We start from the raw sequence: 22,337 nt of genomic DNA, 5'->3' as shown, positions 1-22,337 counted from the left end.
GCCAGCCCAACACCCCGTAGGCCCGTAGGAGGCCAGCCCCTGGCCGATAATCCGTAGGAGGCCAGCCCCTGGCCGATGGGAGGCTGTAGGTCGGGCTGTAGGTCGGACTTCAGTCCGACACCCAACGCCGGCGGGTTCCACCCCGGCCCGTGGTGCGTGCGGTTGGGTTTAATGTCGGGATGAATCCCGACCTACAAAAAGCGTAACCGCGAAAGACGCGAGTGACGCGAAAAGGGAGAAGGTCAGGGAGGAGTGGCAGTTCGAAAAGGCGCAGCGGATTCAGCGTTTCGGCGTCAGCAGAGCGGACGCACGGGTGGTAATCTTTCCCCCTTTCCCATTCCCCCTTTCCCATTTCCCCTTTCCCATTTCCCCTTTCCCATTTCCCGGGGGAGAAGGACAGAGGCGTAGTTCGGCTGCTCTTGGCAGCCGACGAAATGCGGCGGTTTGCGGGCGCGGATGTCGGTTGCCGAGAGCAACCGACCTACAGCCGTGCCGTAGGAAGAGGCGGTGGTGGTGTGGCTCTAGGTCGGGCTGTAGGTTCGAGCCGGGTCCGGCCCCATGGCACCCTTCGCCTGCAGCAGCGCCCGCGTGCGGCGCAGGTCCTCGCCGTCACCCCCCGCGGCCATCTCGAGCCGGCTGATGACGTCCACCGGCAGGCCGGTGTCGGCCAGCTCGTCGTCCTGGACCACGAGCACCAGGGTGTCCACCCGCGGGTCCAGGAGCAGGGCCCGGCAGCGCCGATAGAGCCCATCGAAGGGAAAGGGCAGGGGGGCCCCCCGGGCGTCCAAAGTCAAATCGTGGCTGGTGGCGAAGCACCTTTTCCCCGCTTCGGCGTACTTCCGCTGGCGTCGTTGCGCCCAACCCCACGCCGCCTCGTGCCCTAACACGGCCTCCACCGGGATGCGGCCGTCTCCTTCCAGGAGGTGGGCGAAGAAGGCGGGCAAGTGGCGTTGTGAGATCGCCGTGACGCCGAACAGGGGCGAGAAGTTCACCTCGCTGACGATGGCGCCGCTCGCGTGCCAGGGGCCTTCGATGTCGTCGGTAATGAGGTCCACACCGGCCATGGCGAGCCCGAACAGGCGCGCGGCGCGAATCGCCAGGTCCGCGTTATCCGGGTGGACCCTCTCGGTGACGTCCTCGAAGCGGCCCCCGTCGCGGGTGGTCTCGATGGGGCGCAGGGGCACCCATGTGCCGGCCGGGGGCACAGAGTCCAGCGGGTAGCCTGCGGCGCGCATCGCCTCGATGGCCGCGGCATCCGCCGGAAACCGCTCCTCGCGCAGCCAGGGCGGGCGCTGTGCCTGGGCCCGGTTGGCGACCTCGATGAGTTCGCCCACGGGGGTGCGGCCGTCGCCCTGGATGGATATCGGCCAGCGGGCGGTGGCATAGAGCAGGCGCCCCTCGGCCACCAGCAGACGGTAACAGATCCCCGGTGCCTGACGCTCCACCAGCACCTGCCCCGATGGGGAGGCCTGGTGGGCCGCCCGGAAGGCCTCGGCGAGGGTCCCCTCGTCGCGGATCCCCACCCTTACCGCCTCGCCCCGATCACGGTCCACGGGCTTCACCACCACCGGCCAGCCGATGGTGCGGGCCAGGGCGCGGGCCTCGCGCTCCGTTTCCGCCGCCCCGTGACGGGGCGCCGGCAAGCCCGCCGAGCGCAGCAGGTTGGCGGACCACAGCTTGTTCTGGGCGAGCTTGTTGCCCATGGCGCTGTCGCCGTCGCAGGAGCCGCGGTCCATACGCCGGGCGCGGCTGCCCCAGCCAAGCTGGTAGACACCGCCGTCCAGGTGGATGAAAGGGATGCCCTGTTCCGCGGCGGCCCGCAGCACGGGCAGGGTGGACTGGCCGGAACTCACCCGTTGTCCGAGGGGCCGGAACAGTTCCCGATCCAGCACCCGGTGCAGGTCCTCCACCTGCTCCCGCGCGAGTTCTTCGGCGGCCAGAACCCGTGCCACATGAACCGCGGCCGAGGCCGTCATCCGATAGACCTCGGCCGGGATGTGGTCGATGCTGTCCACTTCCACCGCCGCCGACCAGCCGCCGTCCGGGGCGCGGGCCAACTCCAGGAGCCGCCCCGGCCGGAACAGGGGCACCGCGGCCGTCTGCATGAAGGCGCGCAGCAGCAGCTGGCAGCGCCAGGCGAGCCCCGCCGCGCGGTCCTCGTCCCCGCCACCACGAATGGCGCCGGCCGCCGGGGCGGGCGGCTCGGGCACCGGGATCTCCAGCACCGTCTCCAGCCGCCGGTCCAGGCGCTCCAGGGCCGCTGCGTCCGGCTGCCACAGGGGCAGGGTGAGCACCAGGGTGGTCTGGCGCCGGGGCCTCTCCGGGGCGCGGCCACTTCCCGGGGTCATGCCCGCTCCCCCCTGGGGGCGGCGCATGCCTCGTAAACGAAGCGGTTCACCAGGGCGTCCTGCACCGCGATGCCGGTGGAGATGAACAGCCACTGGGGCGCCGTCGGCGGTCCGGCAGCCGCCAGATCCCGCAGTTCGGCCACCGCGCCAGGCTTCAGCAGGCCCGCATCGGCCCAGCGCCGCATGTCCCCCAGGCGCATGGAGTCCCGGGAATCCGCCACCACCCGGTGGCTGCCCAGCAGGGTGGCGTCCACCTCGCTCAGGTTGTCCGCGTCGGCGCCGACGCTGGCGACGAACCCCAGGTGGGCACCGTTGTCTGCCCCCACCAGGGGTTCCTCAGACGTGGTGGCAAGGAACAGGGCGTTGCTGGCGGCGGTCACCGCCGCCAGGGGCAGCATCTCCACCGCCAAAGCGGGCAGGTAGTGGGCACACAGGGCGCTGAAGTCCGCCCGCCGGCGGGGGTCCGGATCGGCGGCCAGGATGCGGTCCACGCCCAGCCAGCGGTGGAGGATGCAGGCGGTGTAGAAGCCGATCCGGCCCATGCCCACCAGCCCCACGGGGTCGCCGCCGGCGCCGCACAGGCGCAGGGCCAGTACGCTCACCGCCGCGGTGCGGAAGGACGACAGGGCGCACACGTCCAGGACCGCATAGACATGGTTGTCGTAGGGATCGACGAGCAGGGATTTTCCGACGCAGATCTTGTCCCGGACCTGCCGCTCCTCCTCGTTGGTGCCGATGACCTTGACGATCTTGAGACCATCGTCCCCCAGCACGCAGGGCATCACCCGGAAGTCGCCGCGTACCCCCGCCTGCCGGAACACCTGTTTGGGGGGCAGGTCCACCGCCACCGTGGCGTCGCCCCAGGCGCGGTAGAAGGCGAGCAGCCGGTCCATGAAGCGCTCGCAGCCCGCCATCACCGCGCCGTGGGCCTGCATTTCATCGATATAGACCCAGGGCTCGTCTGCGAGACGCAACAGCTCTTTGATCTGGGCCTGGGCTTTCGGGCCGGTTTCGGCTTCCGGGTCCACGGCTTCCGGGTCGGACCGGGGGAAAAATCCAGCATTCATGGGTTTACGTCCAGTAAAGGTTGTGCCTGGGATCTGAAAATACCATTTTCGCCCGGAAAGCGCCGTTTCAGGGCGGGGCCCATGGCGTAGGAGCCCACCCCTCTGGCCGCTAATCCGTAGGAGGCCAGCCCCCTGGCCGATGCCCCCCGGTTGTAGCTGTGTGATGTAGGAGCCCAGCCCCCTGGGCGATAGCGATGAGGCCATCCCCCTGGCCGAGGGGGGTTGGTTCAGCGGCGAATCGATGGTTCTTCAGGCCAAATCGCCGAGAGGGCTCGTCTCCTACAGGTTATGCGCCGTAGGAGGCCGGCCCCCTGGCCGATGCCTCCCTATCCGCGCCCATCCGTCCAGCCATCGGGGTTGCCTGCCGCACCGGCCACTATCACATCTGCCTCGGGCACCTCGCGCCGCAGCCGCCGTTGCAACTCGCGCTTGGCTCCGGCCTGAATCCGCACCTCCACATAGGCCGAGCCGAGGATATGGCCGGCGGGATGCAGCTTGATGTCGAGGCCATCCCCCACCGCCCGCCACTGCTTGTAGGGCAGGGCGACCATCTGGCCCTGGATGCGGTGGAGAAAGCGCTCGATCAACGACCTGTCGCGAGTGAAGCCCACCTTGAGGGCATCTTCGAGCACCAGGGGCAGCAGCACGGCCGAGGCCTCGGTGCAGTAGATGGGGCCGCGAAACCTTGCCGCAAGGGTCATTCGGGACACTAAAACTCCGTTGCCGCCCGTCAAGGGTGTTGCTATCGTTTATTCCATGACCTCGCCCATTCAGCTCTACGAAGCCCTCACCTCGGCCCCGGACGACAAGACCCGGGCGCGGATCATCGCCGAGGCCTTCGAGCGCATGGAGGAGCGCTATCCGGAGGTCAAGGATCTGGCCACCCGTACCGCGCTCAGCGAGACAGAACTCCGCCTGCAGAAAGAGATAGAGATCACCCGCAAGGAGATCGTCGAGGCGGAGGGCCGCCTGCGGAAGGAGATCGCCGAGGTCGAAGGCCGGCTGCGCCTGGAGATCGAGCAGGTGCGCCAGGAGATCGCCGAGGTCGAAGGCCGGCTGCGCCTGGAGATCGAGCAGGTGCGCCAGGAGATCGCCGAGGTCGAAGGCCGGCTGCGCCTTGAGATCGAGCAAGTGCGCAGGGAGATCGGCGAAACCGAGGGCCGGCTGCGCCTGGAGATCGAGCAGGTGCGCACCGGCATAGCCGAGTCCAGGGCCTCCATTGTGCGCTGGGTGGTGAGCCTGCTGGCGGGCCAGACCGTGGTCCTCATCGCCGCCCTGTTCGCCATCGCCGGACGATGAGCGCCTACGTAGGAGGCCAGCCCCCTGGCCGATAGGTAGGAGCCCAGCCCCCTGGGCGATACCCCACTTAACCTACCAAGCCGTTGCGACGCTGGATACAAACCCAAAAAGCGGCGCGTGGTCTTCTCCGGCGATCTCGGCCCCGGCAACACCCCGCTGCTTCGCGCCCCGCGCGCGCCGCACCACGCCGACTGCCTGGTGCTGGAATCCACCTACGGCGATCGCAACCACGAACGCCGCCACGAGCGCCAGCGGCGCCTGCGCGAGGCCGTCGAACGGGCCTTGGAGAACGGTGGCACGGTGATCATCCCGGCCTTCAGCGTCGGTCGCACCCTGGCCGAGACCGGCCGCCCCGCTGTGGTCATCGCCGCCAGCGGCATGGCCGCCGGGGGCAGGGTGGTCAACTACGAGGATAAATATCCTTGCGAATTGAAAGATGGAATTACAAAATGCAAGGATGATAGAGCGACGCATACGACAGCATGTGACGGAAGCACTGGACCGCCAGGCGGCGGTGGCGCTGATTGGCCCGCGCCAAGTTGGCAAGACCACGCTGGCCCAGGACATTGCTGAAGAGCGGGACGCGCTGTACCTCGATCTGGAGGACAGTGACGATCGGGAGAAGCTTTCCAGCCCCGGGTTGTTTTTGAAGCAATACGAGGACCGGCTGGTGGTGCTCGATGAGATCCACCGCGTGCCGGAACTGTTCCAGACCTTGCGGGGCGTGATCGACCAGGGCCGCCGAAAAGGCAAACGGACGGGGCGGTTTCTGATCCTGGGATCGGCCTCCACCGACCTACTGCGCCAGTCCGGTGAGAGCCTGGCCGGCCGCATTGAATATGTTGATATGCAGCCCCTCGATGTTACCGAAGCCGGAGGAGGGGAGGGCGCGCTCGACCGGCTCTGGATTCGGGGCGGGTTCCCGGACAGTTTTCTGGCGAAGAACGACCCGGACAGCCTCAAGTTGCGCCGGAGCTTTATCCGGACTTATCTGGAGCGGGACGTGCCGCAGTTCGGCCCGCGCATCCCGGCTGAAACGCTGGAGCGTCTGTGGACGATGCTTGCACACGGACAGGGCACGCTGGTGAACGCTTCGCGGCTGGCCTCGGGGTTGTCCCTGACCGCGCCGACGGTGACCAAGTACATCGACCTGCTGGTGGACCTGTTGCTGGTGCGGCGGCTGCCGCCCTTGCATGCGAATATCGGCAAGCGCCTGGTGAAGTCGCCGAAGGTCTATGTGCGGGATAGTGGTCTCGTGCACGCGCTGCTCGGGATTGAGGATTACAATGAGCTGGCCGGCCATCCTGTGGTCGGGACGAGCTGGGAAGGGTTTGTGATCGAAAACCTGCTTGCGGTCGCGCCGGAGCGGACCCAGGCCAGCTTCTACCGGACCTCGGCCGGTGCGGAAATCGACCTGGTGCTGGAGTTGCCCGGTCGGGCCGGCCGCTGGGCGATCGAGATCAAACGGGCGCTCTCGGCCAAGCCGGGCAGAGGATTTTACCAGGCCTGCGAGGACATTCAGCCGGACAAGAGCTTTGTGGTTTATGCCGGCGAGGAGCGCTATCCGGTAACGGAAGATGTACAGGCCATAGGCGTGCTGGAGATGGCGCAGACTCTTTTAAAGACGGGTTAGGGTCGGCTCTTCGACGATCCGAGTGGGTTTCGGCATGTGGGCTGTGCCAGGCCCTGCTGGCCTTTGTCCGCCGCATGAAGCGCTGGCTGGCCCACGTTCGCCTGGTCCATGGCGAACCCGACGCCCAGCGCGCCCTGGCCGATGCCCCCCTATCCGCGCCCATCCGTCCAGCCATCGGGGCTGTCCGCCGCACCGGCCACCATCACATCTGCCTCGGGCACCTCGTGCCTCAGCCGCCGTTGCAACTCGCGCTTGGCCCCCTCATCCCCATGCACCAGCCGGATCTGCCGTGGCGGATGGCGCATGCCCCGGACGAAGCGCAGCAGACTGGCCTGATCGGCATGGGCGGAATAGCCTCCGAGGGTATGCACCCCGGCCCGGATATCGAAACGCCGGCCATCCAGCTCCACGTGGCCGCCGGAAGGGCCGTATCTCTGGATCACCCGACCCGGCGTGCCCGCGGCCTGGTAGCCCACGAACAGCACGTCGTGGCGCGGATCCCCCAGTAGCGCCTTCAGGTAATTGACCACCCGGCCGCCGGCACACATGCCGCTGGCGGCGATTACCACCGCCGGGTGGCCCGTGGCGGTGAGACGGGCGACCATGCGCAGATGTTGGCCATGGCTCTGGACGGTGTGGAGTTGCTCGAAGGCGAGGGGGTGGCGCCCGGCGCGGACGCGGCGCAGGGCCTCCGCGTCCCACAGGTGGCGAAGGCGGCGGTAACCGGCCGTCATCCTCGCGGCCAGGGGCGAGTCGACGATGATCTCCAACTCGTCCCACGCCACACCAGCCCCGGCGGGGCGCCGGCCGTCGCGGTGGATCAGACCCTCCAGATCATAGAGCAGCTCCTGGGTGCGACCGATGGAAAACGCCGGCACCAACACCGTGCCGCCGTTGCCCAGGGCGTGCTCCACCACCCCCCGCAAGCGCCGTTGCCGCTCACCGCGCCGCTCGTGCACGCGGTCGCCGTAGGTGCTCTCCAACACCAGCACATCGGCGCGCCAGGGCGAACGCGGCGCCGGCAATAGGGGCGTATGAGGGGCCCCCAGGTCTCCGGAGAACACCACCCGCCGGTCCGGCCGCGCCCCTTTCTTACCGGCCTGAATCCGCACCTCCACATAGGCCGAGCCGAGGATATGGCCGGCGGGATGCAACTTGATGTCGAGGCCATCCCCCACCGCTCGCCACTGCTTGTAGGGCAGGGCGACCATCTGGCCCTGGATACGGTGGAGAAAGCGCTCGATCAACGACCTGTCGCGGGTGAAGCCCACCTTGAGGGCATCTTCGAGCACCAGGGGCAGCAGCACGGCCGAGGCCTCGGTGCAGTAGATGGGGCCGCGAAACCCCGCCGCCAGCAGATAGGGAATACGCCCCACATGGTCGATGTGGACGTGGGTCACCACCAGGCCCACCAGGCCGTCCACCGGGAACTCGATCTTCATCCGCTCCATGGAGGCCCCCGCGGCGGAGTGCTCGGCACCCTGGAACAGCCCGCAGTCCACCAGCAGCGACCGCCCATCGGCCAGTCGCAACTCGTGGCAGGATCCCGTCACGCCGGTTACGGCGCCATGATGATGGATGGTGAAACCAGGCGGGGCCTCGGGCGTTCCGGAAGCGGCGTGTGTCGCCATGCGCGTTCATTCCCTTGTCATGGGCCACGGGCCCGATGGCCGGAGCGTCCTTCGCGTCCCTCAAAAATGCACCAACCAGGGGAGCCGTGGCGAGATTCGACTCTATATTCAGGCACCAAGGGTCATGCGGGACATTAAGACTCCGTTGCCGCCCGTCGAGGGTGTTGCTATCGTTCATTCCATGACCTCGCCTATTCAGCTCTACGAAGCCCTCACCTCGGCCCCGGACGACAAGACCCGGGCGCGGATCATCGCCGAGGCCTTCGAGCGCATGGAGGAGCGCTATCCGGAGGTCAAGGACTTGGCCACCCGCACCGCGCTCAGCGAGACAGAACTCCGCCTGCAGAAAGAGATAGAGATCACCCGCAAGGAGATCGTCGAGGCGGAGGGCCGGCTGCGGGTGGAGATTGAGCAGGTGCGAAAGGAGATCGCCGGGGTGGAAGGCCGGCTGCGCCTGGAGATCGAGCAAGTGCGCACCGGCATAGCCGAGTCCAGGGCCTCCATCGTGCGCTGGGTGGTGAGCCTGCTGGCCGGCCAGACCGTGGTCCTCATCGCCGCCCTGTTCGCCATCGCCGGGCGATGAGCGCCTACGTAGGAGGCCAGCCCCCTGGCCGATGGATAGGGGTCGGGAAGGAGTGACCCTCCCCGCCCTCCGAACCGTGCATGCGGTTCTCCCGCACACGGCTCTCCAGTCGGTGGTTACCTCATCGGGATTGGCTCGCCAACGTCCGGGCTTCGGTCATGGTGAAAAGCCCAGCCGCAGCGAAGAACGCGTTCGGCCAGCGGAGATGGTCGGACTGACGATGACCCGCTCCCGGGCGCTTCTGCTGCTTGCGCAACAGCGCCCGTAATCGACGTCGGACAAAACCGTCCACGCGAGGAAAGGTCCACGGGTGCGCGTGCTGGAAATACACGAACCAGCCACGCAGCATCGGGTTCAGGTCGGCCACAATCCGCGCCAGCGAATCCCCACGACTGCGCCGGGTTTTGGCCCGGACCCGGTCGTAAAGGGCCTTGCGGCTCTTCTTGCGTACCCACCGCCGTCCCGCTTCAAACCGGTACCCGAGAAACTCAAAGCCTTCCCCGGGCTGCCGGCAATCCCCCACACGGGTCTTCTCCGGGTGCAGTTGCAGACCATTGGCCTCCACCCAGTGCCGCAACTCCTGCAGCGCCTCCTGGGCTTCGTCCGGACTGGCACACAGGATCACGAGGTCGTCAGCATACCGAACCATCCGATAGCCGCGCTGGGTCATGTGTACATCCAGCCCGTGCAGGTACAGATTCGCGAGTAACGGACTGATCACCGCCCCTTGGGGCGAGCCCCGGGTCGGCGTCCAGCGCGCTATCTCCGCCGCCACGTCCTGGCGCAACCAGGCGCGCAGCAGGTCGAGGATCCGACCATCGCTGATCCGGTCCTCGACCCGGGCCATCAACGCTTCGTGCGGGATGGTGTCGAAGTACTGGGCCAGGTCGGCATCCACCACATGGGTGTAGCCCTCCCGAACCAGCCCATCCACTTCCCGCAGCGCATCCTTGCACCCGCGACCCGGGCGAAACCCGTAACTCATCGGCAAAAACTGGTGCTCGAAAATCGGCTCGAGCACCCGCTTCATCGCCGCCTGCACAATCCGGTCCTTCACCGTCGGAATGCCCAGGGGACGCGTCCCTGTCCCCTTCGGAATCTCCACCCGACGCACCGCATCCGGTCGGTACCGTCCAATTCCCAGCGCCTCTCCCAGCTCCGCCAGATACCGCTCGGCATGGGCCTCAAAACGCTGCACACTCTGGCCATCCACCCCCGCTGCACCCCGGTTGGCCCGCACATCCTGCCACGCCCGTTCCAGGGTCTGGGGGCGATGCACCTTGTCGATCAGACTGAACCACTTCGTCCCTTGGACGCCGTTACCCAGCGCCGCCAACATGCGCTCCGTCCAGATCGTGCGGTCCACCCACGGCCATTCCACCGGGTTGGACGAGTCTGGCTTAGCCTCTTGCGAGACACTCTCGACCCTTTGCATACGCGCTCACCTCCTCCAGACTTCACCCATCCACCTTCCTGCCTCCCTTCCCTCGGCGCGATTTCTGTTCTTCGCGCTTTCCCGGCACCACCCACGGTTTTAGGCGGAGGACGCCCTCCAGCTCTTGGGTCCGCGTTTCCGCAGCACCTCGCCATGACCGCAGCAGAACCGTTCAGTACTACGAAGGCTCTGACTCCTGCCCACCGTCACCACGGCGGTCAGGTCTCCCCGCTTCTCTCGCATTTCCTTCCCAGCGTTCCGTCTCCAACCACGGAGGGGACCCGAATGTCGCTTTCCACGCCAATCCCAGCGCATCCGATGATTTTCAGGCTTCACCTTCTCCTAGCGGGCTCGCCGTCCCGTACCGCCGAATCGAGTTCGTCATCCTACGGACCGCCAGTTCGCCTCCGGTTGCTCTCCACCCCGCCTCGCGACGACGCAGTTACCTTCGACTACGGGGCCTTGGCTTACCCCGACACGGACTCTCACCGTGCAGAAAATGCGCCTCCACGGACGCACTAGGAGCCCAGCCCCCTGGTCGATAGGTAGGAGCCCAGCCCCCTGGGCGATACTTTAGTGCCTGAGGCGAATTCACCTAATGATTGTTTTCGCTGCGCCAAACCATTAGTATATACATTGCGTATATGGGAGGCGGTTATGATCAAAACAAAAGTGTTTGAAAACAATAAAACGCAAGCAATCCGTTTGCCCGTGCCCGTACGGTTTTCTGCATCGGTAAAGCAAGTCACGATTCGTACGGTAGGGCCTGATCGCGTCATCAGCCCCGTTGAGCAGAGCTGGGATAGCTTTTTCTTATCACCCGAAAACACCGTAACAGAGGATTTTTTGCCGGAGCGAGCTGAGCAGATAGAAACGCCAAAAGAATCATTAGATGATTAAGTATCTCCTGGATACCAATATCTGTATCTATGTGATCAAACGACGCCCAATTGACGTCCTGGATAAATTCAACATGGCCGCAGGCCACATGGCAATATCGTCTATCACCATGGCTGAATTACTACACGGCGTCGAAAAAAGCCAGCATGTCTCCAAAAATGCCCACGCGGTAGAAGATTTTTGCAGTCGTTTGGACGTGCTCAACTACGATGAGCAAGCCGCTTACCATTATGGCAATATTCGAGCACACCTTGAGCAACAAGGCCGCGCCATCGGTGTGAATGACATGCACATCGCCGGTCATGCACGCAGCATCGGTACGATATTGGTGACCAACAATCTCAAAGAATTTGAACGCGTCGAAGGCTTACGCTTGCAAAACTGGATCAGCCAGACGGCTACATAATTCACCTGTCTCTTGAAGGCCATTTCGTTCCGGGTCCCCGCATTCGCGAGAACGATATTCTCGTTTTGGGATGGATGTAGGTGTAGGAGGCCAGCCCCCTGGCCGATTGGGCGGTGGGGGTGAGATGGTCGAGGGTTAATCGCCGAGAGGGCTCGGCTCCTCGTGCGTCCGTGGAGGCGCATTTTCTGCACGGTGAGAGTCCGTGTCGGGGTAAGCCAAGGCCCCGTAGTCGAAGGTAACTGCGTCGTCGCGAGGCGGGGTGGAGAGCAACCGGAGGCGAACTGGCGGTCCGTAGGATGACGAACTCGATTCGGCGGTACGGGACGGCGAGCCCGCTAGGAGAAGGTGAAGCCTGAAACTCATCGGATGCGCTGGGATTGGCGTGGAAAGCGACATTCGGGTCCCCTCCGTGGTTGGAGACGGAACGCTGGGAAGGAAATGCGAGAGAAGCGGGGAGACCTGACCGCCGTGGTGACGGTGGGCAGGAGTCAGAGCCTTCGTAGTACTGAACGGTTCTGCTGCGGTCATGGCGAGGTGCTGCGGAAACGCGGACCCAAGAGCTGGAGGGCGTCCTCCGCCTAAAGCCGTGGGTGGTGCCGGGAAAGCGCGAAGAACAGAAATCGCGCCGAGGGAAGGGAGGCAGGAAGGTGGATGGGTGAAGTCCGGAGGAGGTGAGCGCGTATGCAAAGGGTCGAGAGTGTCTCGCAAGAGGCTAAGCCAGACTCGTCCAACCCGGTGGAATGGCCGTGGGTGGACCGCACGATCTGGACGGAGCGCATGTTGGCGGCGCTGGGTAACGGCGTCCAAGGGACGAAGTGGTTCAGTCTGATCGACAAGGTGCATCGCCCCCAGACCCTGGAACGGGCGTGGCAGGATGTGCGGGCCAACCGGGGTTCAGCGGGGGTGGATGGCCAGAGTGTGCAGCGTTTTGAGGCCCATGCCGAGCGGTATCTGGCGGAGTTGGGAGAGGCGCTGGGAATTGGACGGTACCGACCGGATGCGGTGCGTCGGGTGGAGATTCCGAAGGGGACAGGGACGCGTCCCCTGGGCATTCCGACGGTGAAGGACCGGATTGTGCAGGCGGCGATGAAGCGGGTGCTCGAGCCGATTTTCGAGCACCAGTTTTTGCCGATGAGTTACGGGTTTCGCCCGGGTCGCGGGTGCAAGGATGCGCTGCGGGAAGTGGATGGGCTGGTTCGGGAGGGCTACACCCATGTGGTGGATGCCGACCTGGCCCAGTACTTCGACACCATCCCGCACGAAGCGTTGATGGCCCGGGTCGAGGACCGGATCAGCGATGGTCGGATCCTCGACCTGCTGCGCGCCTGGTTGCGCCAGGACGTGGCGGCGGAGATAGCGCGCTGGACGCCGACCCGGGGCTCGCCCCAAGGGGCGGTGATCAGTCCGTTACTCGCGAATCTGTACCTGCACGGGCTGGATGTACACATGACCCAGCGCGGCTATCGGATGGTTCGGTATGCTGACGACCTCGTGATCCTGTGTGCCAGTCCGGACGAAGCCCAGGAGGCGCTGCAGGAGTTGCGGCACTGGGTGGAGGCCAATGGTCTGCAACTGCACCCGGAGAAGACCCGTGTGGGGGATTGCCGGCAGCCCGGGAAGGCTTTGAGTTTCTCGGGTACCGGTTTGAAGCGGGACGGCGGTGGGTACGCAAGAAGAGCCGCAAGGCCCTTTACGACCGGGTCCGGGCCAAAACCCGGCGCAGTCGTGGGGATTCGCTGGCGCGGATTGTGGCCGACCTGAACCCGATGCTGCGTGGCTGGTTCGTGTATTTCCAGCACGCGCACCCGTGGACCTTTCCTCGCGTGGACGGTTTTGTCCGACGTCGATTACGGGCGCTGTTGCGCAAGCAGCAGAAGCGCCCGGGAGCGGGTCATTGTCAGTCCGACCATCTCCGCTGGCCGAACGCGTTCTTCGCTGCGGCTGGGCTTTTCACCATGACCGAAGCCCGGACGTTGGCGAGCCAATCCCGATGAGGTAACCACCGACTGGAGAGCCGTGTGCGGGAGAACCGCATGCACGGTTCGGAGGGCGGGGAGGGTCACTCCTTCCCGACCCCTATCAGGCGGGTTCGATGAGCGATGTCGGTGTAGGTGTAGGAGCCCAGCCCCCTGGTCGATAGGTAGGAGCCCAGCCCCCTGGGCGATACTTTAGTGCCTGAGGCGAATTCACCTAATGATTGTTTTCGCTGCGCCAAACCATTAGTATATACATTGCGTATATGGGAGGCGGTTATGATCAAAACAAAAGTGTTTGAAAACAATAAAACGCAAGCAATCCGTTTGCCCGTGCCCGTACGGTTTTCTGCATCGGTAAAGCAAGTCACGATTCGTACGGTAGGGCCTGATCGCGTCATCAGCCCCGTTGAGCAGAGCTGGGATAGCTTTTTCTTATCACCCGAAAACACCGTAACAGAGGATTTTTTGCCGGAGCGAGCTGAGCAGATAGAAACGCCAAAAGAATCATTAGATGATTAAGTATCTCCTGGATACCAATATCTGTATCTATGTGATCAAACGACGCCCAATTGACGTCCTGGATAAATTCAACATGGCCGCAGGCCACATGGCAATATCGTCTATCACCATGGCTGAATTACTACACGGCGTCGAAAAAAGCCAGCATGTCTCCAAAAATGCCCACGCGGTAGAAGATTTTTGCAGTCGTTTGGACGTGCTCAACTACGATGAGCAAGCCGCTTACCATTATGGCAATATTCGAGCACACCTTGAGCAACAAGGCCGCGCCATCGGTGTGAATGACATGCACATCGCCGGTCATGCACGCAGCATCGGTACGATATTGGTGACCAACAATCTCAAAGAATTTGAACGCGTCGAAGGTTTACGCTTGCAAAACTGGATCAGCCAGGCTGCTACATAATTCACCTGTCTCTTGAAGGCTATTTCGTTCCGGGTCCCCGCATTCGCGAGAACGATATTCTCGTTCCCTTGGGGAATAAAAGAAGAAATGGAAGTCTGATTCTCAGGGATCCCCTCATTTTTAATCTCAACAATGACTTGCAACTTGTTGATCTGAAGATCATTATTGGAATCCTCACAATCATCATGAGGACCGACGATGAAGCAGCACAGGCGCTTCGGCAGGATGACATCATCGAGTTCATTCATAGGCTTTTCGACGGCGACTTGCACGCCAAGCGCGTGTTGTCGCTGGCGAACGCGGCCTGGGGGGTGCTGACCAGCGCTTCGCTGGCAGTGCACGCCATCGGTCAGGGTTTGGCGCATGCCCAGGGGACGCTGAGCAAGCATGGTGTGATGCAGGTGGACCGGCTGCTGAGCAACCGCGGCATCAAACTCGCTAGGTTCTTTGCGTGCTGGGTGCCCTATGTTATCGGCGCACGTACCAAGGTGGTGGTGGCGCTGGACTGGACGAGCTTTGCCAATGACGGGCACGAGACGCTGGTGCTGTCGATGCTGACCCGTCATGGTCGTGCCACACCGTTGCTGTGGCAGACGGTGGAGGCCGCCACCCTCAAGGGTCGGCAGACGGATTACGAGGATGCGTTGCTGTGTCGGCTCTATGAGGTGCTGCCGGCGGGGGTGTCGGTGACGATCGTGGCCGATCGGGGCTTTGCGGACTGCAAGCTGTTGAAGCTGCTGAGCGAGGAGTTGAGTTTCGGCTATGTGGTGCGGTTGCGCAGCCAGTATTACATCACCAACGCCAAGGGCGAGCGGCGCAAGGCAGCGAAGTGGGTGGGTGCCCATGGCCGGGCGCGCACGTTGCGCGATGCGACGCTAACCGACTCCCAAGCCCTGCCCGTGGCCACGGTCGTGTGTGTGCAGGCCAAGGACATGAAGGAGCCGTGGTGCCTGGCTGCCAGTGACCGCGAGGCGAAGGCCAAGACGCTCATCGGCTACTACGCCAAGCGCTGGGGGATTGAGACGAGCTTCCGCGACATCAAGGATCTGCGCTTCGGCATGGGGATGCCCTCGCTCCGAATCAGTCGCCCGGAGCGCCGCGACCGGTTGTTGCTGGTCAGTGCACTGGCCATCGCCTTGCTGTCGCTGCTCGGTGCCGCGGGAGAGGCGTTGGGCTACGATCGCTGGCTGAAGGCGAACACCGTCAAGCGACGGACCCACTCGCTGTTTCGCCAGGGACTGATGCTCTACGAACATATTCCGAATTGGCCTGAGGAGCGATTGCGCCCGTTATTCGAGAAGTTCACCGAACTCCTCCACGAGCACCGCGTGTTCCGCGATGCCTTCGGCATTATTTGAGTTAACTCTCATGGCGATACGCGCCGCCCAAGATGATGAAAGAGGAGCGCGTATCGCCATGTTCGTTCCCTCACCCCATCCCTGTACTCCGGGCATCCTACCCTTCGCCCTGCGGGCCGCGCCAAGGCGCGTTCAAATCCGTTCCCGACGGATTTGTCCCAGAGGGAGAGGGGGAGTTCGTGCTTCGCGACTTTCACGTTAAAAATGAGGGGATGCCTAAGGGTACGTCCCCTATTACGCGATCCACCCCCCGGCCACGAGCTGATGTGGTACGGCTATCAGAACTTGGTGATGATGTGTGTGGGGTATGAGCTTGGCAAAACAGGATCGTAAACGCAGTTGTTCAATTCGCCCCGCGCGATATCTGGGGACAGGGCAGGGCTAGGGTGGCTAGGCGATCCCGAGAAGGCGCTCATACAGCGCCATGTAGGCGCTCCCCATACGGTCGGCGGTGAGCAGGCGCTCGTAACGCTCACGGGCGGCCACACCGAGGGCGCGGGTGCGCTCAGGGTGGTTGGCGAACTCCTCAAGCGCAGCGCGGAGCGCGTGCACGTCGTTCGGGGCAACGACGCGGCCGGTCTCACCGTCGCGGTTGACGAACGTCGTCCCGGTGCCGAGTTCCGTGGAGATGAGAGCGCGCGCGTTCATCGCACCCTCGACCAACGCGACACCGTACGCCTCGGAGCGGGCATTCGAGGGCAGTACCACCGCACCGGCCAGAGCGAAAAGAGCCGAGCGCTCGCTGTCGCTGACCCGCCCCAGGAAATGCACACGACCCGACCCGGCCGCATTGGCTCGGCGTTGCAAGGCATCGCGCTCGGGGCCATCGCCCGCGATGACCACGGGAACGTCCGTCCCGGTAGCGGCGTCGACCAGCGTGTCCAGCCCCTTGTAGCTGCGCAGGACGCCGATAAACAGAAAAAAACCGCTTCCGACGCGAGCCCGCATCGCAGCGATTTCAGCGGACGTAGCGGTGGGTTGGGAGGCGGAATCGACGCCGATGGGGATGATTTCGGTCTTTTGATGATAGCGCTGCAGCACTTGGCTCGATGCCGCATAGTTCCCGGAGGTCGCCACCACGCGATCGACGCGCGCGAGAAAGCGGTGCATGAGGGGGCGGTAGAGTGCGAACAGGCGGCGTTGTCGCACAATGTCCGAATGGTAGGTCACGAGCGCCGGTGCGCTTGGGCGGAAGAGGCAGTGGAGGAGGTCAGCGAAGGGCCAGGGATGGTGGTAATGGATGAGATCGGCCCATTGGGCGTGGCCGCGAAACCGGGGCAGCGCCTGCATCGAGAGACCGTTTGAGGCGATCTCCGCGTCCCGGTGGCAGCGTACGACGCGGGCCTCGGGGCGGTCGATGGTCGTCGGCCCGCCATCGGCGGCAAGCGTCAGAATGCGATTGGTCACACCCCGAGCTGTTGTCTCGAGGGCAATTTGGCGGATAACCTCCTCGAGACCGCCCTGGGTCTCGGGAAAGTACGTCTTGTAGACATGGAGCACCCGCATGGTTGCTGTCACTGCCTGTTGTGGAGTGTATGCTCATTTATTCGCCGCACGGGCGCTGGGCGTTTCGGCGTCGCGGTCGTGTTGTTATGCTGTCGGCCTCGCCGACGGTGGAGATTATCTGAACCCGGTGGTCGCGTGCCACGCCGTCATGCATTCCAAAGCCGGGGCACGTGCCGATGTGGCCGCGCCTGGCTATTTGCCGCACAGAGATCTGGAGAACCGGCCTACATGACACGCTTGGAAGTTGCTTACGTTGTCTTGGCTGTCCTGGCCGCAGGCGCCTTCGGGGGAATTTCGCCGGAGGGGCATGCTCAGGAGGCCGCCCCGCTGTCGCTTTCCACCGCTGTCCAGTGGGCGGATGCCGGGGCACCCTCGACCCGTGCGAATCGCTACGCCATTGACGCTGCGGGGCGGGCCATAGAGCAGGCCCAGGCCGAACTCTACCCCCGCATCTCGGTCGATGGCTCGCTCGGCTACTCGAAATTCGAGACCACGGGGCAGCAGCTAAACCCACAGACACTCGCGTTCGAACAGACAACCCGAGAGCTGGAACAGACCAGCACCAGCTACGGACTCAACGTCACCCAGCCGCTGTACGACCGGCGGGCATGGAAAGGCGTCGAGCGTGCGAAGAGTGAGACCGAACTTGCGCGTACCCAGCTTGAATTGACCCGTCAGGAGCTGATGCTGCGCGTGGCTGAGACCTATTTCACCGTGTTGCGGGAGCGCGGGAATCTCGCACTCGCGCAGTCAGAGCTCGAGGCGCTTGGCGTTCGCGTGCACCAGCTTGAGGGGCGGCATAAGCGGGGATTGTCGAGCCGGATCGATTTGCTCGATGCGCAAGTGCGCAAGGAGGAGGTCGAAGCGCAGGTCCAGCGCGCGCGCAATGCGCTCGAGGCGGCCGTGATCGAACTCGAGCGGCTGGTGGGCGCATCCGTTCGTGTGCTGCAGGCCGCCGATGTCGAACGGGTCGATGCCGGTGAGCTACCGTCTGCGGAAACGCTCAACCAGTGGGTCCAGGAAGCTATGGAGCGAAGCCCCGCGGTGGATGTTGCCGCGGGACGGCTCGCGGTGCAGCGCGACGCGATCGAGGTGCAACGCTCGGGCCACTATCCCACCGTGTCCCTGCAAGCACGGCATAGTGATACCGACCGCACCGATCAGGTCGTCAGCGGTAAGCAAACGCGGGTGTTTTTGCAGTTGGAGGTTCCGCTTTACGCCGGCGGCGGCGTTAAGGCGAGCGTCGACGAAGCGCAGGCGCGCGCCAATGCCGCGCAGGCGCGGCTTGATGATGCGCGTCGGCAGGCGTTTGTTGAAGTCCGCCGCATCGCGAACGAGTTGCGTACTGCCACGCGCAGCATCATGGTGCTGCAGCGTTCGCTTGACACCGCCGAGGCCCGCGCCGAGGCGACCGAGCGAGCGCTCGCTTCCGGACTGCGCGACCAGGTCCAATTCCTCGAGGCGCGTGCGCGGGTGTTCGAGATCCGCCGCGAACTCACCAATGCCGTCTATGATCGTCTTATTGCTCAGGTCCGGATCGACTCGCTGACGGGCCGGCTTGATCCGCCCCGGCTCGAAGCGCTGGAGCAAACGTATCTCACGGACACCGTCGTGCTCGGTCCTGTTGCTGAGACCGCGCCCGTGGCACCACGCACGCCCTGATTTTCCTGCACTAATGTGCATGACAACCGCATAAGCCGATCATTTATCATTATTTTCATGCACTTAAAATATTTTCTCGCCCCGTGACTGGATTTCATCGCCTGGCCCCTTCCATTCGCCTGCGAGCGGCTCCGCGCGCCGAATAACCACACGGAAAGTGGTGCAATCTTGCCTTGCACTAAAGCGTTGACTGGTTTACCAGCGCGAGGCGTCCCGCTATACTGCCCGCTTAATTTTCGCGCCCGTTGCGGTCGACGGTAGCGCGCTCGCCTGCGCCACGCGATCACTGCCGATTCATCTCATCGCGGCTCTGGCCGTGCAAGCATGTCGCGGTGCATGGGGCCGGCTCCTCGATTCCGGCGCGTTAGCAGCCTTGTGCTCCGCAACGTGTAGCGAGCGCTCCGCTCCGCACCGGATTGGTCAAACTGCTCTTGGGGTCCTCTTATGAAGCCTGCGAACAACGCCGGCACAAAGGCAGCGAACGAGTCCGAACTCAAGCGGGCGCTCAGGGCGTGCCGTAGTGCGTTCTCCAGCGTTGGCGTGTTCAGCTTCTTCATCAACCTGCTCATGCTCCTGCCGGCGATCTACATGCTCCAGGTCTATGACCGGGTAATGAGCAGCCGCAGTTTAGAGACGCTCGGCATGATCACGCTGATTATAGTGGTGATGTTCGTCGTGCTCGGCGTATTGCAGGTGATCCGCTCCCGGATCCTCACGCGCGTGTCGGTGCGGCTCGATCGCGATCTCAGCGATCGCGTCTTCGACGCCATGTTCCGGGAAAGTCTCGTTCGACCCGGTAGCGATAGCGCGCAGGCCATGTCCGATGCGACCACGCTTCGGCAGTTCCTCACCGGACAGGGACTGCTCGCGTTCTTCGATGCCCCATGGATTCCGATCTACATCGGCGTGATGTTCCTCTTTCACTTCTGGCTTGGTATCTACGGCGTGGTTGCCGTGGTGGTGCTGTCGATACTTGCCGTCATCAATGAGCTGGTGACGCGCAACCCGCTGGCAGCGGCCAACCAGGCGGATGTCGAGGCGCGGCGCTTCGCCTCGGATAATATGCGCAACGCCGAAGTGGTTCACGCCATGGGCATGACACCCGCCATTCGCGAGCGCCTTGGTCAGCGCCAGAAGCAGGTTATCCAGCATCAGGCCTTTGCCAGCGACCGCGCCGGGACGTTCTCTCATCTCAGCCGCACGTTCCGCCTCGGAGCACAGGCGCTTGCCTACGGTGTTGGGGCGATCCTGGCCATCCGTGGCGAGACGTCTGCCGGTGGTATCGTCGCCGGCGCGATCCTCCTGGGCCAGGGGTTGCGGCCGGTGGACCAGCTCATCGGAAGCTGGCGCCAGATCGGTGCCGCGAAAACAGCCTATGAGCGCCTGGAGGCTCTGCTCGCCAACTATCCGGAACAGCAGCGGCATATGCCGCTGCCCCCCCCGCACGGGGCATGGCAGTTCGACCGCCTCGTGGCGGCACCGCCTGGTGTGCGTACCCCGACGTTGCGGGGGGTCTCGTTCAGTGTCGATCCCGGCGAAGTGGTCGCGGTCATTGGGCCGAGTGCCTCCGGTAAGTCTACCCTCGCGCGTGCCGGGCTCGGGGTCTGGCCCATTCTTGGCGGCTCGGTGCGGCTTGATGGTGCGGAGATCCAGCAGTACAATCGCGACGAGCTCGGCCCGCACATCGGGTACCTACCCCAGGATATCGAGCTGTTCGACGGCACGGTGGCGGAAAACATTGCGCGCTTCGGTGCGGTCGACTCGGACGCCGTCATCGCCGCTGGTCGCCGGGCTGGTGTGGATGAACTTATTCGGCACCTGCCCGATGGCTACGATACGCTCATTGGCTCCGGCGGCGGCGTGCTCTCGGCAGGCCAGCGCCAGCGCGTCGCGCTCGCACGGGCGGTCTACGGAAAGCCGCAACTGATCGTGCTCGATGAGCCCAATTCCAACCTCGACGAAGAGGGCGATCAGGCGCTCGTGCAGTGCATCGACGCCCTGCGCAAGGAAGGCGCATCGGTCATGGTGATCACCCATCGTCGGCCCATCCTGAAACAGGTCGACAATATCCTCGTGTTGCGTGAGGGCCAGATGGCCGCGTTCGGCGGCCGGGACGAGGTGCTTGCGCGCTTCACCGCGCTCCAGCCCGGTAGCGGCCAGGCGGTGGCGCAATACAATCGCGTGACGCAGCTTACGGCGAACAACCCCGCGGGCAGCGCGAATGTTTGACCAGATCGACGCGGGAAGCACAATAGACGCCGCCGGCGGCAAGGGTGTCATGCCGATGCCGTCCGGCGACTACCGCCGCTATGCGCTCATCGGCTTGATTGTGGTGATCGCCGTGTTCGGTGTCTTTGGTATTTGGGCGGCGACGGCGCCATTGTCGGGAGCGGTGATTGCCGAGGGCCAGCTCGCCGTGTCGTCGAACACCAAGACGGTCCAGCACCAGGAAGGCGGCATTGTCCGCGCGATCCGTGTCGGCGAGGGCGATGTGGTGGGCGAGTCCGACGTGCTCATCGAACTCGATCGCACACAGCGGGCGTCTGAGGTTCAGACCACGCGCGCACGACTCCTCACGAATACGGCCGTGAGTGCCCGGCTGCAGGCCGAGGCCGAGGGTGCCGAGTCGATCGAATTCCCGTCAACGCTGCATGATGGCCCCGTTCCCGGAATTGACGTCGAGCAGATCCGCACCACCCAGCGCATCCTCTTCGAGGCGCGGCGGGCCACGCTCGCGAGCCAGCTCGGACAGCATACGCAGCGCATCGAGCAGCTCGGCGCGCAAATCAGCGGTCTGCGCGAGGTGATGGCCTCGGTCGAAGAGCAAATTGCCTCGTACAGCGAAGAGGTCAGAGAGTGGAGTGATCTCTACGAGGACGATCTCACCGACAAGCAGCAGCTCCGCGAAGCGCGACGGCGGCAGCTTGAACTCGAGGGCGAGCGCGCCGCACAGCGCTCCGAGATCGTGCGGCTGCGCTCGGAGATCCAGGCCTCGCAGGCTTCGCGGACGCTCACCCAGAACGAGTACGATCGCGAGGTCGCAACGCAGCTCAGCGATGTTCGCAGCCGTTTGCTCGAGGCCCGGGCACAGCTTCCGGCGCTTGAGCAGCGGCTCGAGCGAACGACCATCCGCGCCCCGGTGGCCGGTCAGATCGTCGGGTTGAAGGTCCACACCCTCGGGGGTGTGATCTCACCCGGTGAACCCTTGATGGGGATCGTTCCACGCGCCGAAGATCTGCTGGTGCGCGCCCGCGTCGCACCCGCCGATATCGACAACGTCACCAGTGGCCAGGATGTGCGCCTACGCTTCTCGGCGCTTGGCACATCCCTGGTCGAGGCCATCACCGGTGAGGTCCAGTCCGTGTCCGCCGACACACTGCGCCAGGAAGAAGACGGCACCCGCTATTACCTCGCGCGTATTCGTGTCAGCGAGGAGGGGCTCGAGACACTGCGCCGCGAGGGATTGATCCTGCAGGCCGGGATGCCTGTGACGGCGATGATTCAGACCGGCGAGCGCACCATGTTGTCCTACATGTTGCGCCCGATTAGCGACATGATGGCACGCTCAATGCGAGAGCCATGAGTGCGCCATCGTCTGCCTTGCGGTC

18 protein-coding genes and 2 pseudogenes are annotated in these 22,337 nt (G+C 64.3%); 14 read left to right on the top strand and 6 right to left on the bottom strand.

The features are described from left to right. Positions 1-521: 521 nt before the first annotated feature. From U5S82_00770 to U5S82_00760, 3 genes and pseudogenes are all read right to left on the bottom strand, one after another. Positions 522-2,348, bottom strand: a complete 1,827-nt coding sequence (locus tag U5S82_00770) for a hypothetical protein (protein MDZ7750205.1) — start codon at positions 2,346-2,348, stop codon at positions 522-524. Then, positions 2,345-3,415, bottom strand: coding sequence for a hypothetical protein (locus tag U5S82_00765; protein MDZ7750204.1), 1,071 nt, complete (start codon positions 3,413-3,415; stop codon positions 2,345-2,347). The genes U5S82_00770 and U5S82_00765 overlap by 4 nt, the downstream gene beginning before the upstream one ends. A gap of 452 nt (positions 3,416-3,867) precedes the next feature. After that, a pseudogene (locus tag U5S82_00760) lies at positions 3,868-4,110 on the bottom strand (MBL fold metallo-hydrolase). 61 nt (positions 4,111-4,171) lie between these two features. Between U5S82_00760 and U5S82_00755 the strand changes: the two are divergent. The 3 genes and pseudogenes from U5S82_00755 (at position 4,172) to U5S82_00745 (ending at position 6,347) form a co-directional block, all read left to right on the top strand. Then, a complete protein-coding gene (locus U5S82_00755) occupies positions 4,172-4,714 on the top strand; it encodes a DUF1640 domain-containing protein (GenBank protein ID MDZ7750203.1) in 543 nt (180 codons plus the stop codon). A 105-nt stretch (positions 4,715-4,819) separates the two neighbouring features. Then, positions 4,820-5,122, top strand: a pseudogene (locus U5S82_00750) (hypothetical protein). A 49-nt stretch (positions 5,123-5,171) separates the two neighbouring features. After that, on the top strand, positions 5,172-6,347 hold the full coding sequence (locus U5S82_00745; protein ID MDZ7750202.1) for an ATP-binding protein: 1,176 nt from the start codon (positions 5,172-5,174) through the stop codon (positions 6,345-6,347). Positions 6,348-6,496: 149 nt separating this feature from the next. Here U5S82_00745 and U5S82_00740 read toward each other — a convergent pair whose 3' ends face one another. Beyond that, positions 6,497-7,978, bottom strand: coding sequence for an MBL fold metallo-hydrolase (locus U5S82_00740; GenBank protein MDZ7750201.1), 1,482 nt, complete (start codon positions 7,976-7,978; stop codon positions 6,497-6,499). A gap of 181 nt (positions 7,979-8,159) precedes the next feature. Between U5S82_00740 and U5S82_00735 the strand changes: the two genes are divergently transcribed. Then, positions 8,160-8,561, top strand: a complete 402-nt coding sequence (locus U5S82_00735) for a hypothetical protein (protein MDZ7750200.1) — start codon at positions 8,160-8,162, stop codon at positions 8,559-8,561. A 121-nt stretch (positions 8,562-8,682) separates the two neighbouring features. On the opposite strand, the gene ltrA (U5S82_00730) is transcribed toward U5S82_00735, so the two are convergent. After that, the gene (ltrA, locus tag U5S82_00730) at positions 8,683-9,996 is read right to left on the bottom strand and encodes a group II intron reverse transcriptase/maturase (GenBank protein MDZ7750199.1); all 1,314 of its coding nucleotides are present in this window, start codon (positions 9,994-9,996) and stop codon (positions 8,683-8,685) included. A gap of 657 nt (positions 9,997-10,653) precedes the next feature. Between ltrA (U5S82_00730) and vapB (U5S82_00725) the strand changes: the two genes are divergently transcribed. The 7 genes from vapB (U5S82_00725) to U5S82_00695 all read left to right on the top strand — a co-directional run bounded on the left by vapB (U5S82_00725) (position 10,654) and on the right by U5S82_00695 (position 15,561). After that, entirely contained in the window at positions 10,654-10,896 is a 243-nt protein-coding gene (vapB, locus tag U5S82_00725) for a type II toxin-antitoxin system VapB family antitoxin (GenBank protein ID MDZ7750198.1), read from the top strand. Further along, the gene (gene vapC, locus U5S82_00720) at positions 10,889-11,302 is read left to right on the top strand and encodes a tRNA(fMet)-specific endonuclease VapC (GenBank protein ID MDZ7750197.1); all 414 of its coding nucleotides are present in this window, start codon (positions 10,889-10,891) and stop codon (positions 11,300-11,302) included. The genes vapB (U5S82_00725) and vapC (U5S82_00720) overlap by 8 nt, the downstream gene beginning before the upstream one ends. 681 nt (positions 11,303-11,983) lie before the next feature. Continuing rightward, positions 11,984-13,063, top strand: a complete 1,080-nt coding sequence (gene ltrA, locus U5S82_00715; GenBank protein ID MDZ7750196.1) for a group II intron reverse transcriptase/maturase — start codon at positions 11,984-11,986, stop codon at positions 13,061-13,063. Beyond that, the gene (locus U5S82_00710; protein ID MDZ7750195.1) at positions 13,039-13,296 is read left to right on the top strand and encodes a group II intron maturase-specific domain-containing protein; all 258 of its coding nucleotides are present in this window, start codon (positions 13,039-13,041) and stop codon (positions 13,294-13,296) included. Before ltrA (U5S82_00715) ends, U5S82_00710 begins: the two co-directional genes overlap by 25 nt. 258 nt (positions 13,297-13,554) lie before the next feature. Then, positions 13,555-13,797: a type II toxin-antitoxin system VapB family antitoxin gene (gene vapB / locus U5S82_00705; GenBank protein MDZ7750194.1), complete on the top strand. Its 243-nt coding sequence runs from the start codon at positions 13,555-13,557 to the stop codon at positions 13,795-13,797. Then, positions 13,790-14,203, top strand: coding sequence for a tRNA(fMet)-specific endonuclease VapC (gene vapC, locus U5S82_00700; GenBank protein ID MDZ7750193.1), 414 nt, complete (start codon positions 13,790-13,792; stop codon positions 14,201-14,203). The genes vapB (U5S82_00705) and vapC (U5S82_00700) overlap by 8 nt, the downstream gene beginning before the upstream one ends. A gap of 185 nt (positions 14,204-14,388) precedes the next feature. Further along, positions 14,389-15,561, top strand: a complete 1,173-nt coding sequence (locus tag U5S82_00695) for an IS4 family transposase (GenBank protein ID MDZ7750192.1) — start codon at positions 14,389-14,391, stop codon at positions 15,559-15,561. A gap of 390 nt (positions 15,562-15,951) precedes the next feature. On the opposite strand, the gene U5S82_00690 is transcribed toward U5S82_00695, so the two are convergent. Beyond that, a complete protein-coding gene (locus U5S82_00690; protein ID MDZ7750191.1) occupies positions 15,952-17,067 on the bottom strand; it encodes a glycosyltransferase in 1,116 nt (371 codons plus the stop codon). Between the two features lie 228 nt (positions 17,068-17,295). Here U5S82_00690 and U5S82_00685 point away from each other — a divergent pair, with 228 nt between their 5' ends. The 3 genes from U5S82_00685 (at position 17,296) to U5S82_00675 (ending at position 22,312) form a co-directional block, all read left to right on the top strand. Continuing rightward, positions 17,296-18,729: a TolC family outer membrane protein gene (locus U5S82_00685; GenBank protein MDZ7750190.1), complete on the top strand. Its 1,434-nt coding sequence runs from the start codon at positions 17,296-17,298 to the stop codon at positions 18,727-18,729. 444 nt (positions 18,730-19,173) lie between these two features. Beyond that, the gene (locus U5S82_00680) at positions 19,174-20,958 is read left to right on the top strand and encodes a type I secretion system permease/ATPase (GenBank protein MDZ7750189.1); all 1,785 of its coding nucleotides are present in this window, start codon (positions 19,174-19,176) and stop codon (positions 20,956-20,958) included. After that, positions 20,951-22,312: an HlyD family type I secretion periplasmic adaptor subunit gene (locus tag U5S82_00675; GenBank protein ID MDZ7750188.1), complete on the top strand. Its 1,362-nt coding sequence runs from the start codon at positions 20,951-20,953 to the stop codon at positions 22,310-22,312. Before U5S82_00680 ends, U5S82_00675 begins: the two co-directional genes overlap by 8 nt. Positions 22,313-22,337: the final 25 nt, after the last annotated feature.

The sequence above is a fragment of the Gammaproteobacteria bacterium genome, from assembly GCA_034522055.1.
In the GTDB taxonomy this organism is placed as follows: Bacteria; Pseudomonadota; Gammaproteobacteria; order JAABTG01; family JAABTG01; genus JAABTG01.
This window is presented reverse-complemented; position numbering and strand designations above follow the sequence as displayed.